The 16,453-nt window shown below is 64.9% G+C and carries 12 protein-coding genes; 9 read left to right on the top strand and 3 right to left on the bottom strand.

The genetic code is table 11. The features are described from left to right. The first annotated feature begins 148 nt into the window (after positions 1–148). The 3 genes from ABC383_RS09985 to ABC383_RS09975 are packed head-to-tail and all read left to right on the top strand — an operon-like array spanning position 149 to position 3,138. Positions 149–1,360, top strand: a complete 1,212-nt coding sequence (locus ABC383_RS09985) for a CmpA/NrtA family ABC transporter substrate-binding protein (protein ID WP_413016290.1) — start codon at positions 149–151, stop codon at positions 1,358–1,360. Positions 1,361–1,388: 28 nt separating this feature from the next. Continuing rightward, on the top strand, positions 1,389–2,321 hold the full coding sequence (gene ntrB / locus ABC383_RS09980; RefSeq protein ID WP_413013598.1) for a nitrate ABC transporter permease: 933 nt from the start codon (positions 1,389–1,391) through the stop codon (positions 2,319–2,321). Positions 2,322–2,331: 10 nt separating this feature from the next. Beyond that, complete coding sequence (locus tag ABC383_RS09975) at positions 2,332–3,138, top strand: ABC transporter ATP-binding protein (protein WP_413013596.1); 807 nt, start codon at positions 2,332–2,334, stop codon at positions 3,136–3,138. A gap of 19 nt (positions 3,139–3,157) precedes the next feature. Here the strand turns inward: ABC383_RS09975 and ABC383_RS09970 are convergent, their stop codons facing one another. From ABC383_RS09970 to thiD, 3 genes are all read right to left on the bottom strand, one after another. Next, positions 3,158–3,808 (bottom strand): DUF4136 domain-containing protein, encoded by a 651-nt coding sequence (locus ABC383_RS09970; protein ID WP_413013594.1) that lies wholly within the window; start codon positions 3,806–3,808, stop codon positions 3,158–3,160. Between the two features lie 99 nt (positions 3,809–3,907). Continuing rightward, a complete protein-coding gene (gene hemL / locus ABC383_RS09965; protein WP_413013593.1) occupies positions 3,908–5,191 on the bottom strand; it encodes a glutamate-1-semialdehyde 2,1-aminomutase in 1,284 nt (427 codons plus the stop codon). 61 nt (positions 5,192–5,252) lie between these two features. Further along, positions 5,253–6,077, bottom strand: coding sequence for a bifunctional hydroxymethylpyrimidine kinase/phosphomethylpyrimidine kinase (gene thiD / locus ABC383_RS09960; protein ID WP_413013591.1), 825 nt, complete (start codon positions 6,075–6,077; stop codon positions 5,253–5,255). A gap of 95 nt (positions 6,078–6,172) precedes the next feature. On the opposite strand from thiD, the gene ABC383_RS09955 reads away from it, so the two are divergent. The 6 genes from ABC383_RS09955 to ABC383_RS09930 all read left to right on the top strand — a co-directional run bounded on the left by ABC383_RS09955 (position 6,173) and on the right by ABC383_RS09930 (position 16,346). After that, positions 6,173–6,325: a rubredoxin gene (locus ABC383_RS09955; RefSeq protein ID WP_194713895.1), complete on the top strand. Its 153-nt coding sequence runs from the start codon at positions 6,173–6,175 to the stop codon at positions 6,323–6,325. A gap of 167 nt (positions 6,326–6,492) precedes the next feature. After that, positions 6,493–6,894, top strand: a complete 402-nt coding sequence (locus tag ABC383_RS09950) for a response regulator (RefSeq protein WP_194713863.1) — start codon at positions 6,493–6,495, stop codon at positions 6,892–6,894. Between the two features lie 24 nt (positions 6,895–6,918). Continuing rightward, positions 6,919–7,284: a response regulator transcription factor gene (locus ABC383_RS09945; RefSeq protein WP_413013589.1), complete on the top strand. Its 366-nt coding sequence runs from the start codon at positions 6,919–6,921 to the stop codon at positions 7,282–7,284. A gap of 3 nt (positions 7,285–7,287) precedes the next feature. Beyond that, on the top strand, positions 7,288–7,872 hold the full coding sequence (locus ABC383_RS09940; RefSeq protein ID WP_413013587.1) for a chemotaxis protein CheW: 585 nt from the start codon (positions 7,288–7,290) through the stop codon (positions 7,870–7,872). 52 nt (positions 7,873–7,924) lie between these two features. Further along, on the top strand, positions 7,925–10,207 hold the full coding sequence (locus ABC383_RS09935; protein ID WP_413013585.1) for a methyl-accepting chemotaxis protein: 2,283 nt from the start codon (positions 7,925–7,927) through the stop codon (positions 10,205–10,207). Positions 10,208–10,304: 97 nt separating this feature from the next. Further along, complete coding sequence (locus ABC383_RS09930) at positions 10,305–16,346, top strand: hybrid sensor histidine kinase/response regulator (protein WP_413013583.1); 6,042 nt, start codon at positions 10,305–10,307, stop codon at positions 16,344–16,346. Positions 16,347–16,453: the final 107 nt, after the last annotated feature.

The following is a 16,453-nucleotide window of genomic DNA, read 5'->3' as shown; positions in this document are numbered from 1 at the left end:
TGTATGGCAGTGAGCGCCAAGGGAGGCGCACAACACGGTAGTGGGTCGCGGCCAATGGTGGCCGCGATCTTATGGGATCGCTCCCGTTTCTCGACGCAAGGAAGCCATGACAGCCAAAGCAGACACATCATCATTGACCCGCCGCAGCATGCTCAAGGCGGGCGCCGCGGCCGGCCTCGCCGGCGCCTTTTCCGCCCTGTCCACCCGGGGCGCCTGGGCAGCCGGCTCGGACAAGCCGGAAAAGGAAGAGGTCAAGGTCGGCTTCATTCCGCTGACCGACTGCGCGTCGGTGGTGATGGCATCGGTGCTGGGCATTGATAAAAAGTACGGCATCAAGATCACGCCGTCCAAGGAGGCGTCCTGGCCGGGCGTGCGCGACAAGCTGGTCAACGGCGAACTCGACGCCGCCCATGTGCTGTATGGCCTGATCTATGGCGTGCACCTGGGCGTGTCGGGCCCGAAGAAGGACATGGCGGTGCTGATGACCATCAATAACAATGGCCAGGCAATCACGCTGTCGAAGAAGCTGGCCGACAAGGGCGCGGTCGACGGCGCATCGCTGGCCAGGCTGATGAAAGCCGAGAAGCGCGAATACACCTTCGCCCAGACCTTCCCGACCGGCACCCATGCGATGTGGCTCTATTACTGGCTGGCGGCCAACGGCATCGACCCGATGAAGGATGCCAAGATCATCACCGTGCCGCCGCCGCAGATGGTGGCCAATATGCGGGTCGGCAACATGGACGGCTACTGCGTCGGCGAGCCCTGGGGCCACCGCGCCATCGCCGACGGCATCGGCATCACCGCCATCACCACGCAGGACATCTGGCGCGATCATCCCGAGAAGGTGCTGGGCACCAGCGCCGAGTGGGTAAAGAAATATCCGAACACGGCGCGCGCGCTGACCGCGGCGGTGCTGGAAGCGGGCAAGTGGATCGATGCCTCGCTGTCGAACAAGAACAAGATGGCCGAAACCATCGCCGACAAGTCCTACGTGAACACCTCGGTGGACGTGATCAACCAGCGCATTCTCGGCCGCTACCAGAACGGCCTGGGCAAGACCTGGGACGACCCGAACTACATGAAGTTCTTCAACGACGGCGCGGTGAATTTCCCCTACCTGTCCGACGGCATGTGGTTCCTGACCCAGCAGAAGCGCTGGGGCCTGCTCAAGAGCGACGTCGACTACCTGGCCGTGGCGAAACAGATCAACCAGATCGACCTGTACAAGGACGCCGCCGGCATGGCCAAGGTCAGCGTGCCGAAGGACCCGATGCGCAGCAGCAAGCTGGTCGACGGCGCGGTATGGGACGGCAAGAATCCGCAGGCCTATGCGGCCTCCTTCAACATCAAGGTCTGACCGACCAACCGCCAGAACAGGAAACGCCATGAGCGCTGTGATGAAATCCCTCGACCCTGTCAATCCCCTCGCCACGCCGGACGCGGCGAGCCCGGCTGGCGCGGCCGGCCATGCCGCCGCGGCGGCCCCGGCGCACAAGCCCGTGGCCCGCGCCAGGCCGGCCGGCATGTCCCTGCGGCTGCGGCTGCGCGCGCTGGCCGGCGTGGTGCTGCCGCCCATGCTGGGCATGGGCTTTCTGGTGCTGATCTGGCAGATCGTCTCGGTCAGCAGCAGCGGCATCCCGTCGCCGCTGGCCACGCTGGAAGAGGCGGTGAAGATCTTTTCCGACCCCTTCTACAGCAAGAGCCCGAATGACCAGGGCATAGGCTGGAACCTGCTGGCTTCGCTGCAGCGGGTGGCGGTGGGCTTCGGCCTGGCGGCCGCGGTCGGCATCCCGGCCGGCTTTCTGATCGGCCGCTTCCGCATCCTGGCGGCGATGTTCAATCCCCTCATCTCGATACTGAAGCCGGTGTCGCCGCTGGCCTGGCTGCCGATCGGCCTGCTGGTGTTCAAGGCCGCCAATCCGGCATCGATCTGGGCCATCTTCATCTGCTCGATCTGGCCCATGATCATCAACACCGCGGTCGGCGTGCAGCGGGTGCCGCAGGATTACATGAACGTGGCGCGGGTGCTGAACCTGTCGGAATGGAAGATCCTGACCCGCATCCTGTTCCCCTCGGTGCTGCCCTACATGCTGACCGGCGTGCGCCTGTCCATCGGCACCGCCTGGCTGGTGATCGTGGCGGCGGAAATGCTGACCGGCGGCGTCGGCATCGGCTTCTGGGTGTGGGACGAATGGAACAACCTCAACGTGCCGCACATCATCATCGCTATCTTCGCCATCGGCCTGGTCGGCCTGGTGCTGGAGCAGGCGCTGGTCATGCTGGCCCGCGCATTCACCTATGAAGATGTCAAGAACTGAGGACAGCACCATGGACAACCGTAAATTCATCGATATCCAGGACGCGCAGATGTCCTTCAACACCCGCAACGGCGTGTTCCAGGCGCTGCGCGACATCAACCTGACCGTGGCCAAGGGCGAATTCATCACACTGATCGGCCACTCGGGCTGCGGCAAGTCCACGCTGCTAAACCTGATCGCCGGCCTGCTCAAGGCCAGCGGCGGCGCGCTGCTGTGCGCCAACCGCGAGATTGCCGGCCCGGCGCCGGAACGGGCAGTGGTGTTCCAGAACCATTCGCTGCTGCCTTGGCTGACCTGTTTCGAAAACGTCTATCTGGCAGTGGAGCGGGTGTTCGGCGCCAGCGAGAGCAGGGCGCAACTCAAGGAGCGCACCAGTGCCGCGCTAGCGATGGTGGGCCTGTCCCATGCGGCGCAGAAGCGTCCGCATGAAATTTCCGGCGGCATGAAGCAACGCGTCGGGATTGCGCGGGCGCTGGCTATGGAGCCCAAGGTGCTGCTGATGGACGAGCCCTTCGGCGCGCTCGATGCGCTGACCCGCGCCCATCTGCAGGACGAGTTGCTGAAGATCGTTGCCCGCACCAGTTCCACCGTGGTGATGGTGACCCATGATGTCGACGAGGCGGTGCTGCTGTCCGACCGCATCGTGATGATGACCAATGGGCCGGCCGCCACCATCGGCGAGATCTTGCAGGTGGAACTGGAGCGGCCGCGCGAACGCGTGGCGCTGGCGCAGGATGCGCGCTATTCGCAGTACCGCACCGCGGTGCTGGAATTCCTGTACCACCGGCAGGCGCATCCGGCGCAGGAAGCGGCCTGACTGACTGCGGTTGCCCGGCTCAGTTGACGGGCTCGACTTTCAACTCCAGCACCCGCGGCACACCGCTCGGTCCGGGAAAGTCGGCAAAGGCGCTTTTCACCATGGCCGGCATTACGGTCGCCAGCGTCGGCGTCTGACCCTGGCTGTTGACCGTGACCTGATACAGGTTGCGGCCATCGGCGGCGCGACTGATCGTGATCTTCAGCTGCCGGCTGTAGACCACGAAGCGCCGCTCGACCGGCTGCACCACCGGCGGCCCGAACCAGAACGGATCGGCGAACGGGCTGTAGTAGCCGTAGGGATAGCGATGGCGGCCAAAGAAGCCGGGTCCGTACCAGGGATCGACAACCACCGGCTCGACCACCCGCAGGTCGCGCGCATCGACGTGGTAGTCGAGGCCCACGTTCAGGCGGCCGCGTTCCGACTCAGCAAAGCCCAGGCGCTGCAGTTCGGCGCGCACCAGGTTCTCGTAATTGCGGTATTCCAGGTCGTTGGCCTGTGCGGCGTCGCGCCGGAAGGTATAGCTTTTCTCGCCCGCATCAGCCGGCCATTCATGAAACGCCGTGACCTCGCTGCGCACGATGGTGCCGGCGCAGCCGGAGAGCAGCAGCACAAACAGAATGGCTAGCCAGGGCAGAAACCGCCGCGCCAGTTGGCCGGGAAGAGACATATCAGGCTCCCTCATGCAGATGGACTATTCTGCGCCGCCCGCATGCCGCCTGCACAGCCACGGCAGGAGCCGCATGACGGCGAACAATGGCGCGCCGCCTCAGGCGATGGCGGCAAAGGCGGTGCGGGCCGCTTCCAGCGTGGCATCCACCACCGCGTCGTCATGCTGCGCGGAGAGGAAGCCGGCCTCAAACGCCGATGGCGCCAGGTAGACGCCGGCGTCCAGCATGGCATGGAAGAAGGCGTTGAAGGCGCTCTTGTCGCACTTCATCATCTCGGCATAGGAGCGCGGCACCGCCTGCGCGAAATAGATGCCGAACATGCCGCCCACCGAATCGCCGCAGAAGGCCACGCCGGCTGCACGCGCCGCTTCCGTCATGCCTGCCACCAGGCGCGCGGTCTGCGCCGACAGCGCCTCGTAGAATCCGGGCGCCTGGATCAGCTTCAGCGTCGTCATGCCTGCCGCCACCGCCACCGGGTTGCCCGACAGGGTGCCGGCCTGGTACACGCCGCCCAGCGGCGCCAGGTGCTTCATGAGGTCGGCGCGTCCGCCAAAGGCCGCCACCGGCAGTCCGCCGCCGATCACCTTGCCCAGCACCGTCATGTCGGGCGTGATGTTGTAGATCGACTGCGCGCCGCCCAGGGCCACGCGGAAGCCCGACATCACTTCGTCGAACACCAGCAGCGCGCCGTGCTTGCTGCACAGGCGACGCATGGTCTGCAGGAATTCCGGCGTGGCGGGCAGCAGGTTCATGTTGCCGGCCACCGGCTCGACGATCACGCAGGCGATGCGGTCGCCGACCTTGGCGAAGGTGTCCTCGAGCTGTTGCGGGTCGTTGAAGTCGAGCACCATGGTGTGGCGGGCAAAGTCTTCCGGCACGCCCGACGAGGTCGGATTGCCGAAGGTCAGCAGGCCGCTGCCGGCCTTGACCAGCAGCGAATCGGCGTGGCCGTGGTAGCAGCCTTCGAACTTCACCACCAGGTCGCGGCCGGTCGCGCCGCGCGCCAGGCGCAGCGCGCTCATTGCCGCCTCGGTGCCCGAGGACACCAGACGCACCTGCTCCAGCGACGGCACCAGCCGGCAGATTTCCTCGGCCATCTGCACCTCGCCCTCGGTCGGCGCGCCGAACGACAGGCCGCGCTCGGCCGCTTCCTGCACCGCCTTGATCACGGTGGGATGGGCATGGCCGACGATGGCCGGTCCCCAGGAGCCGATGTAGTCGATATAGCGGCGGTCGTCGGCATCCCAGAAATAGGGGCCGGCGGCGCGGGTAATGAAGCGCGGCGTGCCGCCCACGGAACGGAAGGCGCGCACCGGGGAATTGACGCCGCCAGGCGTGGTGCGCTGGGCGCGTTCAAACAGGATGTCGTTATTCGAGGTCATGGTAATCGCTTTATAAAGGTTGGCGCGGCGGCTGCGGGGAGAGAAGAGGGCAGGGGCGCGGTCAGGCCATTTCGTCGGTATCGCGGGCCCAGAACAGGCGGTCGGGTATCAGCTTGCCCATGCCCATCCGACCGGCATGGGCCAGCGCGGCCACGATGAATTCCTGCGCTTCCAGCACGGCTTCCGGCACGTCCAGGCCATTGGCAAGCATGGCCGCGATGGTGGCCGACAGCGTGCTGCCGGCGCCGCTGAAGGCGCCGGGCTGGCGCGCCCAGCTGTCGTGCCGCACCCGGCCGGACTCGTTGAACAGGCTGTTGGCGACCTTCTGCACCTCGTCCGGCGCATTGGTGACGAACACGTATTCGCAGCCCAGGTCCACCAGGTGCATCGCATCGTCTGCCAGCATGTCGCGGCTGCTGGGTTCGCGCCAGGTTTCGGCGAGCCGCGACAGCTCCACCGCCGACAGCAGCAGCAGGGTGGTCTGCGGCACCAGCAATTCGCGCACGGCCACCAGCAGGTCCTCGCCGTCGCTGCCGAGGTCGGGCATGCGGCTGGAGAAGGGGTCGAGCACCAGCGCAATGTCGGGATAGTCGGAGACGATCTCGGCGATCACCGAGACATTCTCGATGCCGCCCAGGTAACCCACCTTGAAGGCCGACACCGGCATGTCCTCCAGCATGACCCGGGCCTGGTCCGACACCCAGTCGGCCTCGATGGTCTGCGCATCCTCGACGCGGGCGGTATCGCCGACGGCAATCGCGGTAACGACGGAAAGGCCGTGGCAGCCCATCGCGGCGAAGGAAGCCAGGTCGGCCTGTATGCCGGTGGCGCCGACCGGATCGGCGACATTGAAGCTCATCACGAGCGGAGAAGTTTGGTTTTGCACAGGGACTAGATTAAGATATCCGACTTTGCATTTTACTTGAAGGGCAGTACACCGTGAGCAATGACACAACGGCCGCAACCGACTACAAAACCTGGATGTGCCTGATCTGTGGCTGGATCTATGACGAGGCCGAAGGCCTGCCGGAAGAAGGCATCGCCGCCGGCACCCGCTGGGACCAGGTCCCGATGAACTGGACCTGCCCGGAATGCGGCGCGCGCAAGGAAGACTTTGAAATGGTCGCGGTTTAACAATGTGACATTGGCATTTCGCGCATTCGTGCGATTGCCAGTAGCAATTTCTCAAGCATTCGCATAAATACCACGTCAGGGAATGATGGCCCCGTAATGCCGATTTAACGATCTTGCTTTTAGTCATGAATGCGCCGTATATTACGAAGCTTCAACAGGATGGCGCCATGACAACACCTACTGAAAACGTCGCCCTGAAAATCATGGTGATCGACGACAGCAGCACGATCCGACGGTCGGCAGAGATTTTCCTGGGGCAGGCCGGGTACCAGACCGTTCTGGCGGAAGACGGTTTCGACGCGCTGGCGAAAATGAATGACCACAATCCGGCTCTGATCTTCTGCGACATCCTGATGCCACGTCTGGACGGCTATCAGACATGCTCGCTGATCAGAAAAAGCGTGCGGTTTCATTCAACGCCGGTCGTGATGCTGTCCTCCAAGGACGGCCTGTTCGACCGTGCGCGCGGCGCCATGGTCGGCTCCAACGCCTATCTCACCAAGCCGTTCACCAAAGACAGCCTGTTGCGCACGGTGCGCGAATACACCGCAGCCGCGGTTTCCCGGTAGTGCACTCATTCCAAGGTTAATGCGATGGCCATACAAAAAATTCTGGTAGTCGATGATTCGCCGACAGAACGTTACTTTCTGTCCGACATCCTGATCAAGCACGGTTTTTCCGTTTCCACTGCCGAAAACGGCGAGGAAGCGCTGCTGAAGGTCAAGGCCGACCGGCCCCAGCTCATTCTGATGGACGTGGTGATGCCGGGCCAGAACGGCTTCCAGGTCACGCGCGCCATCAGCCGCAACCCTGAAACCCAGGAAGTGCCCATCATCATGTGCACCAGCAAGGGCCAGGAAACCGATCGCATCTGGGGCCTGCGCCAGGGCGCCCGCGACTACATCGTCAAGCCAGTCGATCCCCAGGAACTGCTGGCAAAAATAGCGGCGCTTGGCTAAGCCATGGCCAACCTCCAGCCCGCGCAGCAGCACGCTTCCCCAGCCACTCACAGCGTTGCCGACCGGGCCGGCCGGCGGGCCCGACTGCGTGATTACCAGACGCACCTGGTCGACCGCATGCAGGCCGCGCGCAGCGGCGCCGAGCTGCATCGCAACCAGCTTGGCGTGATGGTCGGCGCAAGCCGCCTGCTGCTGGACCTGAAGCAGGCCGGCGAAATCATGACCATCGCCGGCATCACGCCGGTGCCGCTCACGCAGGACTGGTATCGCGGGCTGGTGAATGTCCGCGGCAACCTGATCGGTGTGATCGATCTTGCCCGTTTCCAGGGCGAGGAAACCACCGCCATCACGAAGGAAAGCCGCATCGTGGCTTTCGCGCCGTTGCTTGGTTTCAACTGCGGACTTCTGGTGTCGCGGGTGCTGGGCCTGCGCAGCAGCGACGACATGACGTTAAAGAATCCGGCCGCAGCTGCCGATAATGCGTCATGGCTGGGCCGGAAGCATCTGGACCAGGAGGCGCACGAATGGACTGAGCTGGATCTTTCCCTGATCACGCGGGATTCCCGATTTTTGCATGTAGGTTCATGACCGCCAGGCGGTCGCGCCTGGAATTACCGTAATCGGCATCAGGAGACTATGCATGGCGTTCAATCTGGATTTTCTCAACAAGCTCAAGAAGCAGCGCGCATTGCCTGAACTCGAGCCTGCGCTGGCCAATACCGCTTCCGCGCCGTCCGCACCGCCTTCCGCCGGTGCTGGCCGCAAGGCCAGGGGAAAAGACAAGACCAGGAATGCCGGCAGCGCGGCTGCGTCCGCCGCAGCGATGAGCGCCAGATTTTCCCCGTCGATGTTCCGGCACTTTCCGCTGCAATACCAGATGCGCATCCTGCTCGGCCTGCTGGGCGGCTCGCTGCTGCTCGGCTCCGGCGCGGTCTGGCTTAATTCGTCCACCTCCAGCATCAACTCGCTGCAGTCCCAGATCGCCGGCAATGCGCTGATGCACTCCCAGCGTATCGGCAAGGCGGCGCCGAATGCGATCCAGGGCAATGCGTCGGCGTTCTCGCAGCTGGTCGACAGCCGGCGCGAACTCAACACCGATCTCGATGTGCTGGCCAACGGCGGCGCCTACCAGGGCCGCTCTATTCCCGGCGCGCGCGGCGACATCAGCGACATCCTCACCGAGACGCGCAAGGCCTGGGCCAGTTCAGACAAGGCCGCGGGCACGGTGCTGAAGCTGCAGAAGGAATTGTCCGGTTTCGGCGCCACGCTGCAAAAGCTCAACGCGCTGTCGCCGACGCTGCTGGAACTGACCGAGCAGATCTCCACGCTCAAGGCCCAGGGCGGCGCTTCGCCGCGTGAAATCGCCGCGGCCGGCCAACTGGTGATGCTGACCCAGCGTCTGGGCCGCAGCGCCAACGAATTCCTGACCTCCGAAGGCGTGAATCCGGAAACCGCTTTCCTGCTCGGCAAGGATACCAATACCTTCCGCGACATTACCGATGGCTTCCTGAGCGGCAGCGACATCATGCGCCTGTCCGTGACCCGTGATCCGGACACCCGCGAAAAGCTGATGGAGCTGCAAAAGACCTTTGGCGACTATCAGAAATCGGTATCCAGCATCCTCGGCAACCTGCAGAACTTCATCGCCGCCAAGCAGGCGGAACAGTTGATCTTCACGGAAAACGAAGCGCTCCGCGAGCGTTTGACCAACCTGCAGCGCGCTTACCGCGCCCATGAGGAATCGATAGGCTGGACCTTCTGGCCCATGCTGGTCTTCGCGCTCACGGCGCTGCTTTCCGCTGCCGGCATTGCCCGCGTGCTGCTGCTCGACAGCCGCAACCGCGCGCAGGAAGCGGAAACGCGGCGCGAATCGGCGGAAGCCCAGCGGCTGGAGGCGCAGCGCCAGGAAGAGCAGGCCAAGGCCGCCAATGACCAGAACCAAGCGGCGATTCTGCGGCTGATGAATGAACTGCAGGAGGTGGCTGACGGCGACCTGACCGTGCAGGCCACGGTGTCGGAAGACATTACCGGCGCAATCGCCGACTCGCTGAACTACACCGTCGAGGAATTGCGCGGCCTGGTCGGACGTGTCACCAAGACCGCCGAGCAGGTCCGCTCGGCATCGAATGAAGCGCAGAATATTTCCGCCGAACTGCTGGACGCATCGCAAAAGCAGTCCAGGGAAATCCAGGAAACCGGCCAGGCGGTATTGCAGATGGCGAGCCAGATTACCGAGGTGTCGCGTTCGGCCAGCGAGTCCGCCGAAGTGGCCCGCCACTCGGTGACCGCTGCGGAGCAGGGTTCGCGCGCGGTGGAAAACGCGATCAAGGGCATGACCGAGATCCGCGAGCAGATCCAGGAAACATCCAAGCGCATCAAGCGGCTGGGCGAATCCTCGCAGGAAATCGGCGAGATCACCGAGCTGATTTCCGACATTACCGAACAAACCAACGTGCTGGCGCTCAATGCCGCGATCCAGGCCGCCTCCGCCGGCGAGGCGGGGCGTGGCTTCTCGGTGGTGGCGGAGGAGGTGCAGCGGCTGGCGGAACGGTCGGCCGAAGCGACCAAGCAGATCGGCGCGCTGGTGCGCACCATTCAGACCGACACCCACGATGCCGTGGCGGCAATGGAAAAGTCCACCCAGGGCGTGGTCGAGGGCGCCCGCCTGTCGGACGCTGCCGGTGCGGCGCTGCTGGATATCCGCCGGGTTTCCAATCAGCTGGCGGAACTGATTCAGGAGATTTCCGCGGCCACGGGGCGCCAAGCGCAGTCGGCCAGCAGCGTCGCCGGCAACATCCAGAACATTCTGACAGTGACCGAGCATACGCAGCAGGGCACGCAACAGACCGCGCAATCGATTCATACGCTTTCCCAGCTGGCTGAGGAGCTGAAGAATTCCGTCTCCCGCTTCCGTGTTGCGTAACGCCGGGCCGACGGTGTCGCGGCCGGACACTGCACCCTGACCGGGCGCATCCGATGCAGGCGCGCGCATCGTACCCATTTGAAACCATGAGGCATTCATGAGCAGTCATTCTTCCAATCCGGGTGCCCTGGATCAATTCGATACCGGACCCTTGTCCTGGGTGATGGAAGAGATCCGCGCCAGCCTGACGCGTGCCAGCGCCCTTGCCCTTTCGGTCGGCGGGCAGGAGTCCGATGCCCGGGCCACGGCGCTGCGCCAGGCCGGCACGCTCTTGCACCAGGCGCGGGGCGCATTGCAGATCGTCGACATAGCGGGCGCACCACAGGTTATCGAAGCAATGGAAGCGCTTCTGACGCGAGCCGCCGAAGCCGAAGCCGCGTCGGGAGGCGAAAGCCTTGCGGCAGTGGCCGCTGGCTGTCATGCCCTGGTCGAATACCTGGATGAACTGCTGGCCGGCGTGGCGCCGCAGGCGCTCAGGCTGTATCCCTATTTCCGCGACCTGCAGCAGGCGCGCGGGATAGGCCGGGTACATCCTTCCGATCTCTATTTCCCCGACCTGACGATCAGGCCCAGGCTGGCCACGCCGGCAGCGGCCGCCAGTGCGGCAGACGTGGCGCAGTTGCGTCAGCGCTTTGAGAAGGCATTGCTGCCCCTGCTCAAGAGCACCGATGCGCAGGCCGAGAAAGGCAGCGCCGCGGTGCTGGCCGACGTGCTGGCCGATTTCGTGCGGCGCGCGCCGGGCAGGCTGGGGCAGGCCTACTGGTGGGTGCTGCATGGTTTCGCGGCCGGCGTGGCAACCGGCGAAATCAGTCCCGCCGTCCATGTCAAGCAGCTGTTCGGGCGCATCAACATGCAGTTGCGCAAGCTCGACGATGCGCCTTCCGAAACCAGCGAACGCCTGCTCAGGGATGCGCTGTTCTTCATCGCCACAGCGGCAGATCCATCGCCGAAACTGCAGCAGATCCGCCAGGTATATGGCCTTTCCGCGATCAATCCCGATGAGGTGGAAATCGCTCGCTACGGCCTGGTTGACAGCGCCATCCTGCACAGCGCAAGAGAGCGCCTGCAGGCCGCCAAGACCGCATGGGACCGCGTGGCTGGCGGCGATGCGCAGGCCGGCGACAGCTTTGTGCAGGAGATTGCCGCCCTTGCCGAACTGGTGGCTGGCCTGCGGTCTCCTTCTCTGGACGACTTGACGCAGCAGTTGCGCCGCAGCGCCGACCAGCACCGGGCAACACAGGACGAAGCCCTGGCGCTGGATGTCGCCGCCAGCCTGCTTTTCCTGGAAAACGCGTTGCGCCACGGTGCGCGTTCCAGCGCCAGCATGCATGCCACTGCAGCCAGCCTGGCTGCGCGCCTGGCGGCACGGCTGGATGGCGTCGCGCCGGCTGGCCAGGCGCAATGGCTGGATCAGTTTTCCCGCGATGCCCAGCAGCGCGATACGGTCGCCACGCTTGCAGATGAAATGCGCGGCAACCTGGCGCAGGTTGAAAAGCTGCTGGATGAATTCTTCAGCAATTCCGCCAAGCGTACCGCGCTGGCGCCGATTGACGGCATCCTGCACCAGATCGAGGGCGGGCTGTCCATCCTCGATCTCGATCAGGCCGTGCTTGCGGTGCGCAATGTGCGCGCGCGGGTTGCGGAATTCGCCTTGCCGGAATTCGAGGGCGAGCCTGGCCGGCCCGAATTCCAGCAGGTGGCGCGTAACCTTGGCCTGCTCAGTTTCTTCCTGGAGAGCTTGCGGGTGGATAGCGAGGCGGCGAAAGGCCGTTTCGTGTTCGATGCCCATAACGGCTTGTTCAGAAACGTCAATGTGCCGCGAGGCCAGGGCAGGGAGGTCGATGTCGCTGCCATCGCGGAGTCGCAAGGCGCTGCCATACCGAAAGCCGACGCTGTACTGGCTGAGCCAGCACCTGCTGATGCCACCGTGCCAGCTGCGCCTCTGGAAACGGAGGCCGCCAAAGCGGCGACGAACTTGTTGCAGCCACTCCAGGCGGAAACGGTGACAGCGCCGTCGCCGGTCGCGGCGGAAGCCGATGCCGCCGACACGGCAATGCCAGCCCCGGCGGTGCCGATGGCAGCCGCCATGATTGTCGACGGCGCGGAGCGGCAAGGCATTGCCGCCACCCAGCCGTCAGAAGAAGACCCTGTGCCGGCAGAGCAGGCGCATGGGTCCGTGGCTGCACCAAACCCGGTACCGGCGCCGATAACCGAAAGCACATCTGACGAAGCGGTCGACGCCGAATTGCTGGAAATCTTCCTCGGCGAAGCCGAAGAGGTGCTGGAGAATGTCGCGATTACCCTGCCGCTGCTGCGCTTGGCGCCACATGACCAGGCCAGCCTGACCACGTTGCGGCGGGCTTTCCATACGCTCAAGGGCAGTGGCCGCATGGTTGGGCTCAATGCATTCGGCGAAGCCGCATGGGGACTGGAAAAGACCCTGAACCTGGCCCTGTCGGATGGCACGCCCGCCAGCGCCGATCTGTGCGACCTGATCGAGCGGGCGCATCGCGAATTGAGCGCCTGGGTGGCCGACCTGAAGCAGGAAGGCTCGTCTGCACGCCGCCCCGACGCATTGGTATTCGCCGCAGAGGCAGTCCGCGATGGCGGCAGGTTGCCTGCCGAGGAAGCTGCGCCACTGGCCGCGCCCGCCGAGGCGGCGCCGGTGTTGCCTGACCAGCCCGAAGCCGCTGGCGAAGCACCGTACCAGCCTGAAACGCTGGAAAACCTTGAAGCGGTCACGTTGACGCTTGAAACCGGGCAGGCGCCTGCCGCCGGGGTCGAGCATGCTGGACTGGACGCATTCGCCACCGCCGATCATGCGGATCATGTCGCGCTCCCGCACGGGGAGCTGTCGGACCCGCTGCACCCTGAGCCTTTGCAGGCGCACCCGGTGGAAGCGATTCCAGCGCAGGAGGATCTGTTGCCTGCCGTCGGGGAAGTCGAGTTGCCCGAACTGCCGGCATTGGAAGAAGCCGGCGTCCTGGACACCAAAGCGCTGCTGGATGACGTCCAGGAACCGGCGATTCCCGCCCAGATGACAGAGGCGGCGCAGCCGGCGGAACCGGCGGAACCGGAATTGTCAGGCGACATGGTGCAAGCGCATGAAGACGGCGCCAGCATTGACGACATCACGCCGGCGCTTCCGGCCGAAACCGCGCCCATGGCGCAGGTGATCAGTTTCCCCGAAGTGCATGCGGTGGAAAACCGGCTGGACGACAGCATCAAGCGCATCGGCGATCTCGAAATCAGTGTGCCGCTGCACAATATCTACCTGGCCGAGACCGACGACCTGGTACGGGTGCTGGCCCAGGACCTGTCCGAATGGCGGCATGAGGCCGGCCGCACCGTCAACACGGTTGCCGTTCACGCGGCGCACTCGCTGGCCGGCAGCTCAGCCACGGTCGGCTTCGTTCCCTTGCAGGAAGTGGCCTATGCGCTGGAACGGGTACTGCAGGCGCTGGCGCGCAAGCCCGTTCCCTTGAGCGTGCAGGAATTCGACGACCTCGACGCCGCAGTCAGCGAGCTCAGGCAGATGCTGCGGCAGTTTGCCTTGGGCGACATGCCGCCCGCCGCGCCGCATCAGGTACGCATCCTGGAAGAAATGCGCCAGCAGGTCATGGCCCGCGCCGCCACGGCGGCTGTGGAAGTGCAATCCGCCTTGCCTGCCTTCGTTGCCGAGGAACTCCGGCAAACAGGCGATGTCGCTGCGGACACGAGCGGACTTGCCGAGCCGGATCAGGTCGAGGCGGCAGACCCAGGCATTCCCGGCGCCAGGACGCGGCCGCTGGCAGGCTTTGGCAGCCAGGCATCCGCCGGCGCCGACCTTGCTGCGACGCCGGAAACCGGTGCGACCGTGGAGCCGTCAGCCGACACCGGCCGCATGCCGCGCGATGAACTCGATCCGGATTTGCTGCCGGTGTTCCTGGAGGAGGCCAGCGACCTGCTGCCGCAGATCCAGTTGCTGTTGCGCGCCTGGCAGGCTGAACCGGCTTCCAGGGAACCGGTGCAGGGTCTGCTGCGCCTGCTGCATACCGTCAAGGGCAGCGCCAGGATGGCCGGCGCAATGCGCCTGGGCCAGCAGATGCATGATATGGAAAGCCGTATCGAGCAGGTCAGCGCGGTCGGAACGCCGACGCCTGCCGTGTTCGAAGATCTGCTGGGCCGCTTCGATGTCGGCCTGTATCTGCACGACCAGTTGCAGAATCCGGAAGCCGGCAAGCTGGCGCCCGCCGTGGTCCACGGCGCGGTATCGAGTGCCGTCGTTGCCGAAGCGCCCGCCGAAAAAACCCATGCTTCCGCCAGCGCGCCGCTGCTGCGGGTGCGTGTGGATATCATCGACCGGCTCGTCAATCAGGCCGGCGAAGTATCGATTTCCCGCTCGCGGGTGGAGAACGGCGTTTCAGGCCTCAACCAGTCGCTGTCCGAACTGACGGACAACGTGACGCGTCTGCGTTCCCAATTGCGGGAACTGGAAATCCAGGCCGAAAGCCAGATGGCCTCCCAGATGGCGCATTCCGCCGAGCGCGGCTTTGATCCGCTTGAATTCGACCGTTTCACCCGGCTGCAGGAACTGACCCGGATGATTACCGAAACCGTGAGCGACGTCTCCTCGGTGCAGCAGAATCTGGTGCGTGGCGTGGAGCAGGCCAGTGCCGACCTGCAGCAGCAATCGCGCCTGACGCGCGACCTGCAGCAGGACCTGATGCGGGTGCGCATGGTGCAGTTCGGCAGCGTGGCCGAGCGGCTGTACCGGGTCACGCGCCAGGCAGCCAAGGAACTCGACAAGCGCGTCAACCTCGACATCCGCGGCGGTGCCGTGGAAATCGACCGTGGCGTGCTGGAAAAGATGGCCGGCCCGTTCGAACACCTGCTGCGCAATGCCATCGTGCACGGCATTGAAAGCAGGGAAGAGCGGCTGGCGGCGGGCAAGAAGGACATTGGCGAGCTCAAGGTTGAAATCCGCCAGGAAGGCAATGAAGTCGTCATCCAGTTTTCCGACGATGGCCGTGGCCTCGACCTTGCGCGCATCCGTGCCCGGGCCGAGGCCGCGGGCTTGCTGGAACCGCATGCCTCGCCCAGCGACGCCGAGCTGCGGGAACTGGTCTTCCATCCCGGTTTTTCCACTGCGCAGGATGTGACCGAGCTGGCCGGACGCGGCATCGGCATGGACGTGGTGCGCTCCGAAGCCGCCGGGCTAGGCGGCCGCGTGACCATCGACAGCCACCCCGGCCAGGGCGCCACCTTCCTGGTCAGGCTGCCGCTGACGCTGGCGGTGACGCAGGTGGTGGTGCTGACTACCGGCGGCAATACCTATGCGGTGCCCTCGGTGCTGGTGGAGCAGGTGCAGCAGCTGAAGGCCGGCGCGCTGGCCGATGCCTATGCCGAAGGCGCGGTAACCTGGCGCGGCGAGCAGGTGCCGCTGTATTACCTGTCCGAACTGCTGGGTGACGCCAAGGCATCGCCGGTGACCCAGCAATACTCGCCGCTGCTGATTCTGAAAAGCGGTGACAGCCGGGTGGCGGTGCATGTGGACGATGTGCTGGGCAACCGCGAGGTCGTGGTCAAGAACGTCGGGCCGCAACTGGCGCGGATGGCGGGCGTGGCCGGCGCCACGGTGCTGGGCTCCGGCGATATCGTGCTGATTCTCGACCCGGTGCCGCTGGCGCAGCGTCTGCTGGAAGCCGCGCCACGTTCCCGGCAGGGCGCCAGGCTGGCATCCGAGCAGGCGTCGCATTCGCCGCAGAGCCAACCCATCGTGATGGTGGTCGATGATTCACTGACAGTGCGCCGCGTGACCCAGCGTTTCCTGACGCGCGAAGGCTATCAGGTGATGCTGGCCAAGGATGGCGTGGACGCGCTGGAACAGTTGCAGACCGTCACGCCCGACCTGATGCTGGTGGACATCGAAATGCCGCGCATGGATGGCTTCGACCTGACCCGCAACGTGCGCGGCGACAGCCGCACCCGTCACATTCCCATCATCATGATCACCTCGCGCACTGCGACCAAGCATCGCAACTATGCAATGGACCTGGGCGTGAACGAGTATCTGGGCAAGCCCTACCAGGAAGCCGACCTGCTGAAGTTCGTCCTTGCATTCACAGGGCGCGAGATGCAGGCGGCCGCAGGGCAATGAACCGGGGTGGGCCAGGCCGGACACCTCACTAGGTCGACCAAAGGCGGCATGCCCTTTCCGGGTATTCCGCCCTACGCGCCGTCCGATGTGCCGCAAAGCCCGCAGCC

The sequence above is a fragment of the Noviherbaspirillum phoenicis genome (assembly GCF_047237965.1).
Taxonomy (GTDB): Bacteria; Pseudomonadota; Gammaproteobacteria; order Burkholderiales; family Burkholderiaceae_D; genus Noviherbaspirillum_A.
The sequence above is the reverse complement of the archived record's forward strand: the minus strand, read 5'-3'. Positions and strand labels throughout refer to the sequence as shown.

What these genes read in the sequence shown, in the direction of transcription:
- ABC383_RS09985 (WP_413016290.1), top strand. Translation starts at nt 149, where the DNA reads ATGCTCAAGGCGGGCGCCGCGGCCGGCCTCGCCGGCGCCTTTTCCGCC.
- ntrB (WP_413013598.1), top strand. Translation starts at nt 1,389, where the DNA reads ATGAGCGCTGTGATGAAATCCCTCGACCCTGTCAATCCCCTCGCCACG.
- ABC383_RS09975 (WP_413013596.1), top strand. Translation starts at nt 2,332, where the DNA reads ATGGACAACCGTAAATTCATCGATATCCAGGACGCGCAGATGTCCTTC.
- ABC383_RS09970 (WP_413013594.1), bottom strand. Translation starts at nt 3,808, where the DNA reads ATGTCTCTTCCCGGCCAACTGGCGCGGCGGTTTCTGCCCTGGCTAGCC.
- hemL (WP_413013593.1), bottom strand. Translation starts at nt 5,191, where the DNA reads ATGACCTCGAATAACGACATCCTGTTTGAACGCGCCCAGCGCACCACG.
- ABC383_RS09955 (WP_194713895.1), top strand. Translation starts at nt 6,173, where the DNA reads ATGTGCCTGATCTGTGGCTGGATCTATGACGAGGCCGAAGGCCTGCCG.
- ABC383_RS09950 (WP_194713863.1), top strand. Translation starts at nt 6,493, where the DNA reads ATGACAACACCTACTGAAAACGTCGCCCTGAAAATCATGGTGATCGAC.
- ABC383_RS09945 (WP_413013589.1), top strand. Translation starts at nt 6,919, where the DNA reads ATGGCCATACAAAAAATTCTGGTAGTCGATGATTCGCCGACAGAACGT.
- ABC383_RS09940 (WP_413013587.1), top strand. Translation starts at nt 7,288, where the DNA reads ATGGCCAACCTCCAGCCCGCGCAGCAGCACGCTTCCCCAGCCACTCAC.
- ABC383_RS09935 (WP_413013585.1), top strand. Translation starts at nt 7,925, where the DNA reads ATGGCGTTCAATCTGGATTTTCTCAACAAGCTCAAGAAGCAGCGCGCA.
- ABC383_RS09930 (WP_413013583.1), top strand. Translation starts at nt 10,305, where the DNA reads ATGAGCAGTCATTCTTCCAATCCGGGTGCCCTGGATCAATTCGATACC.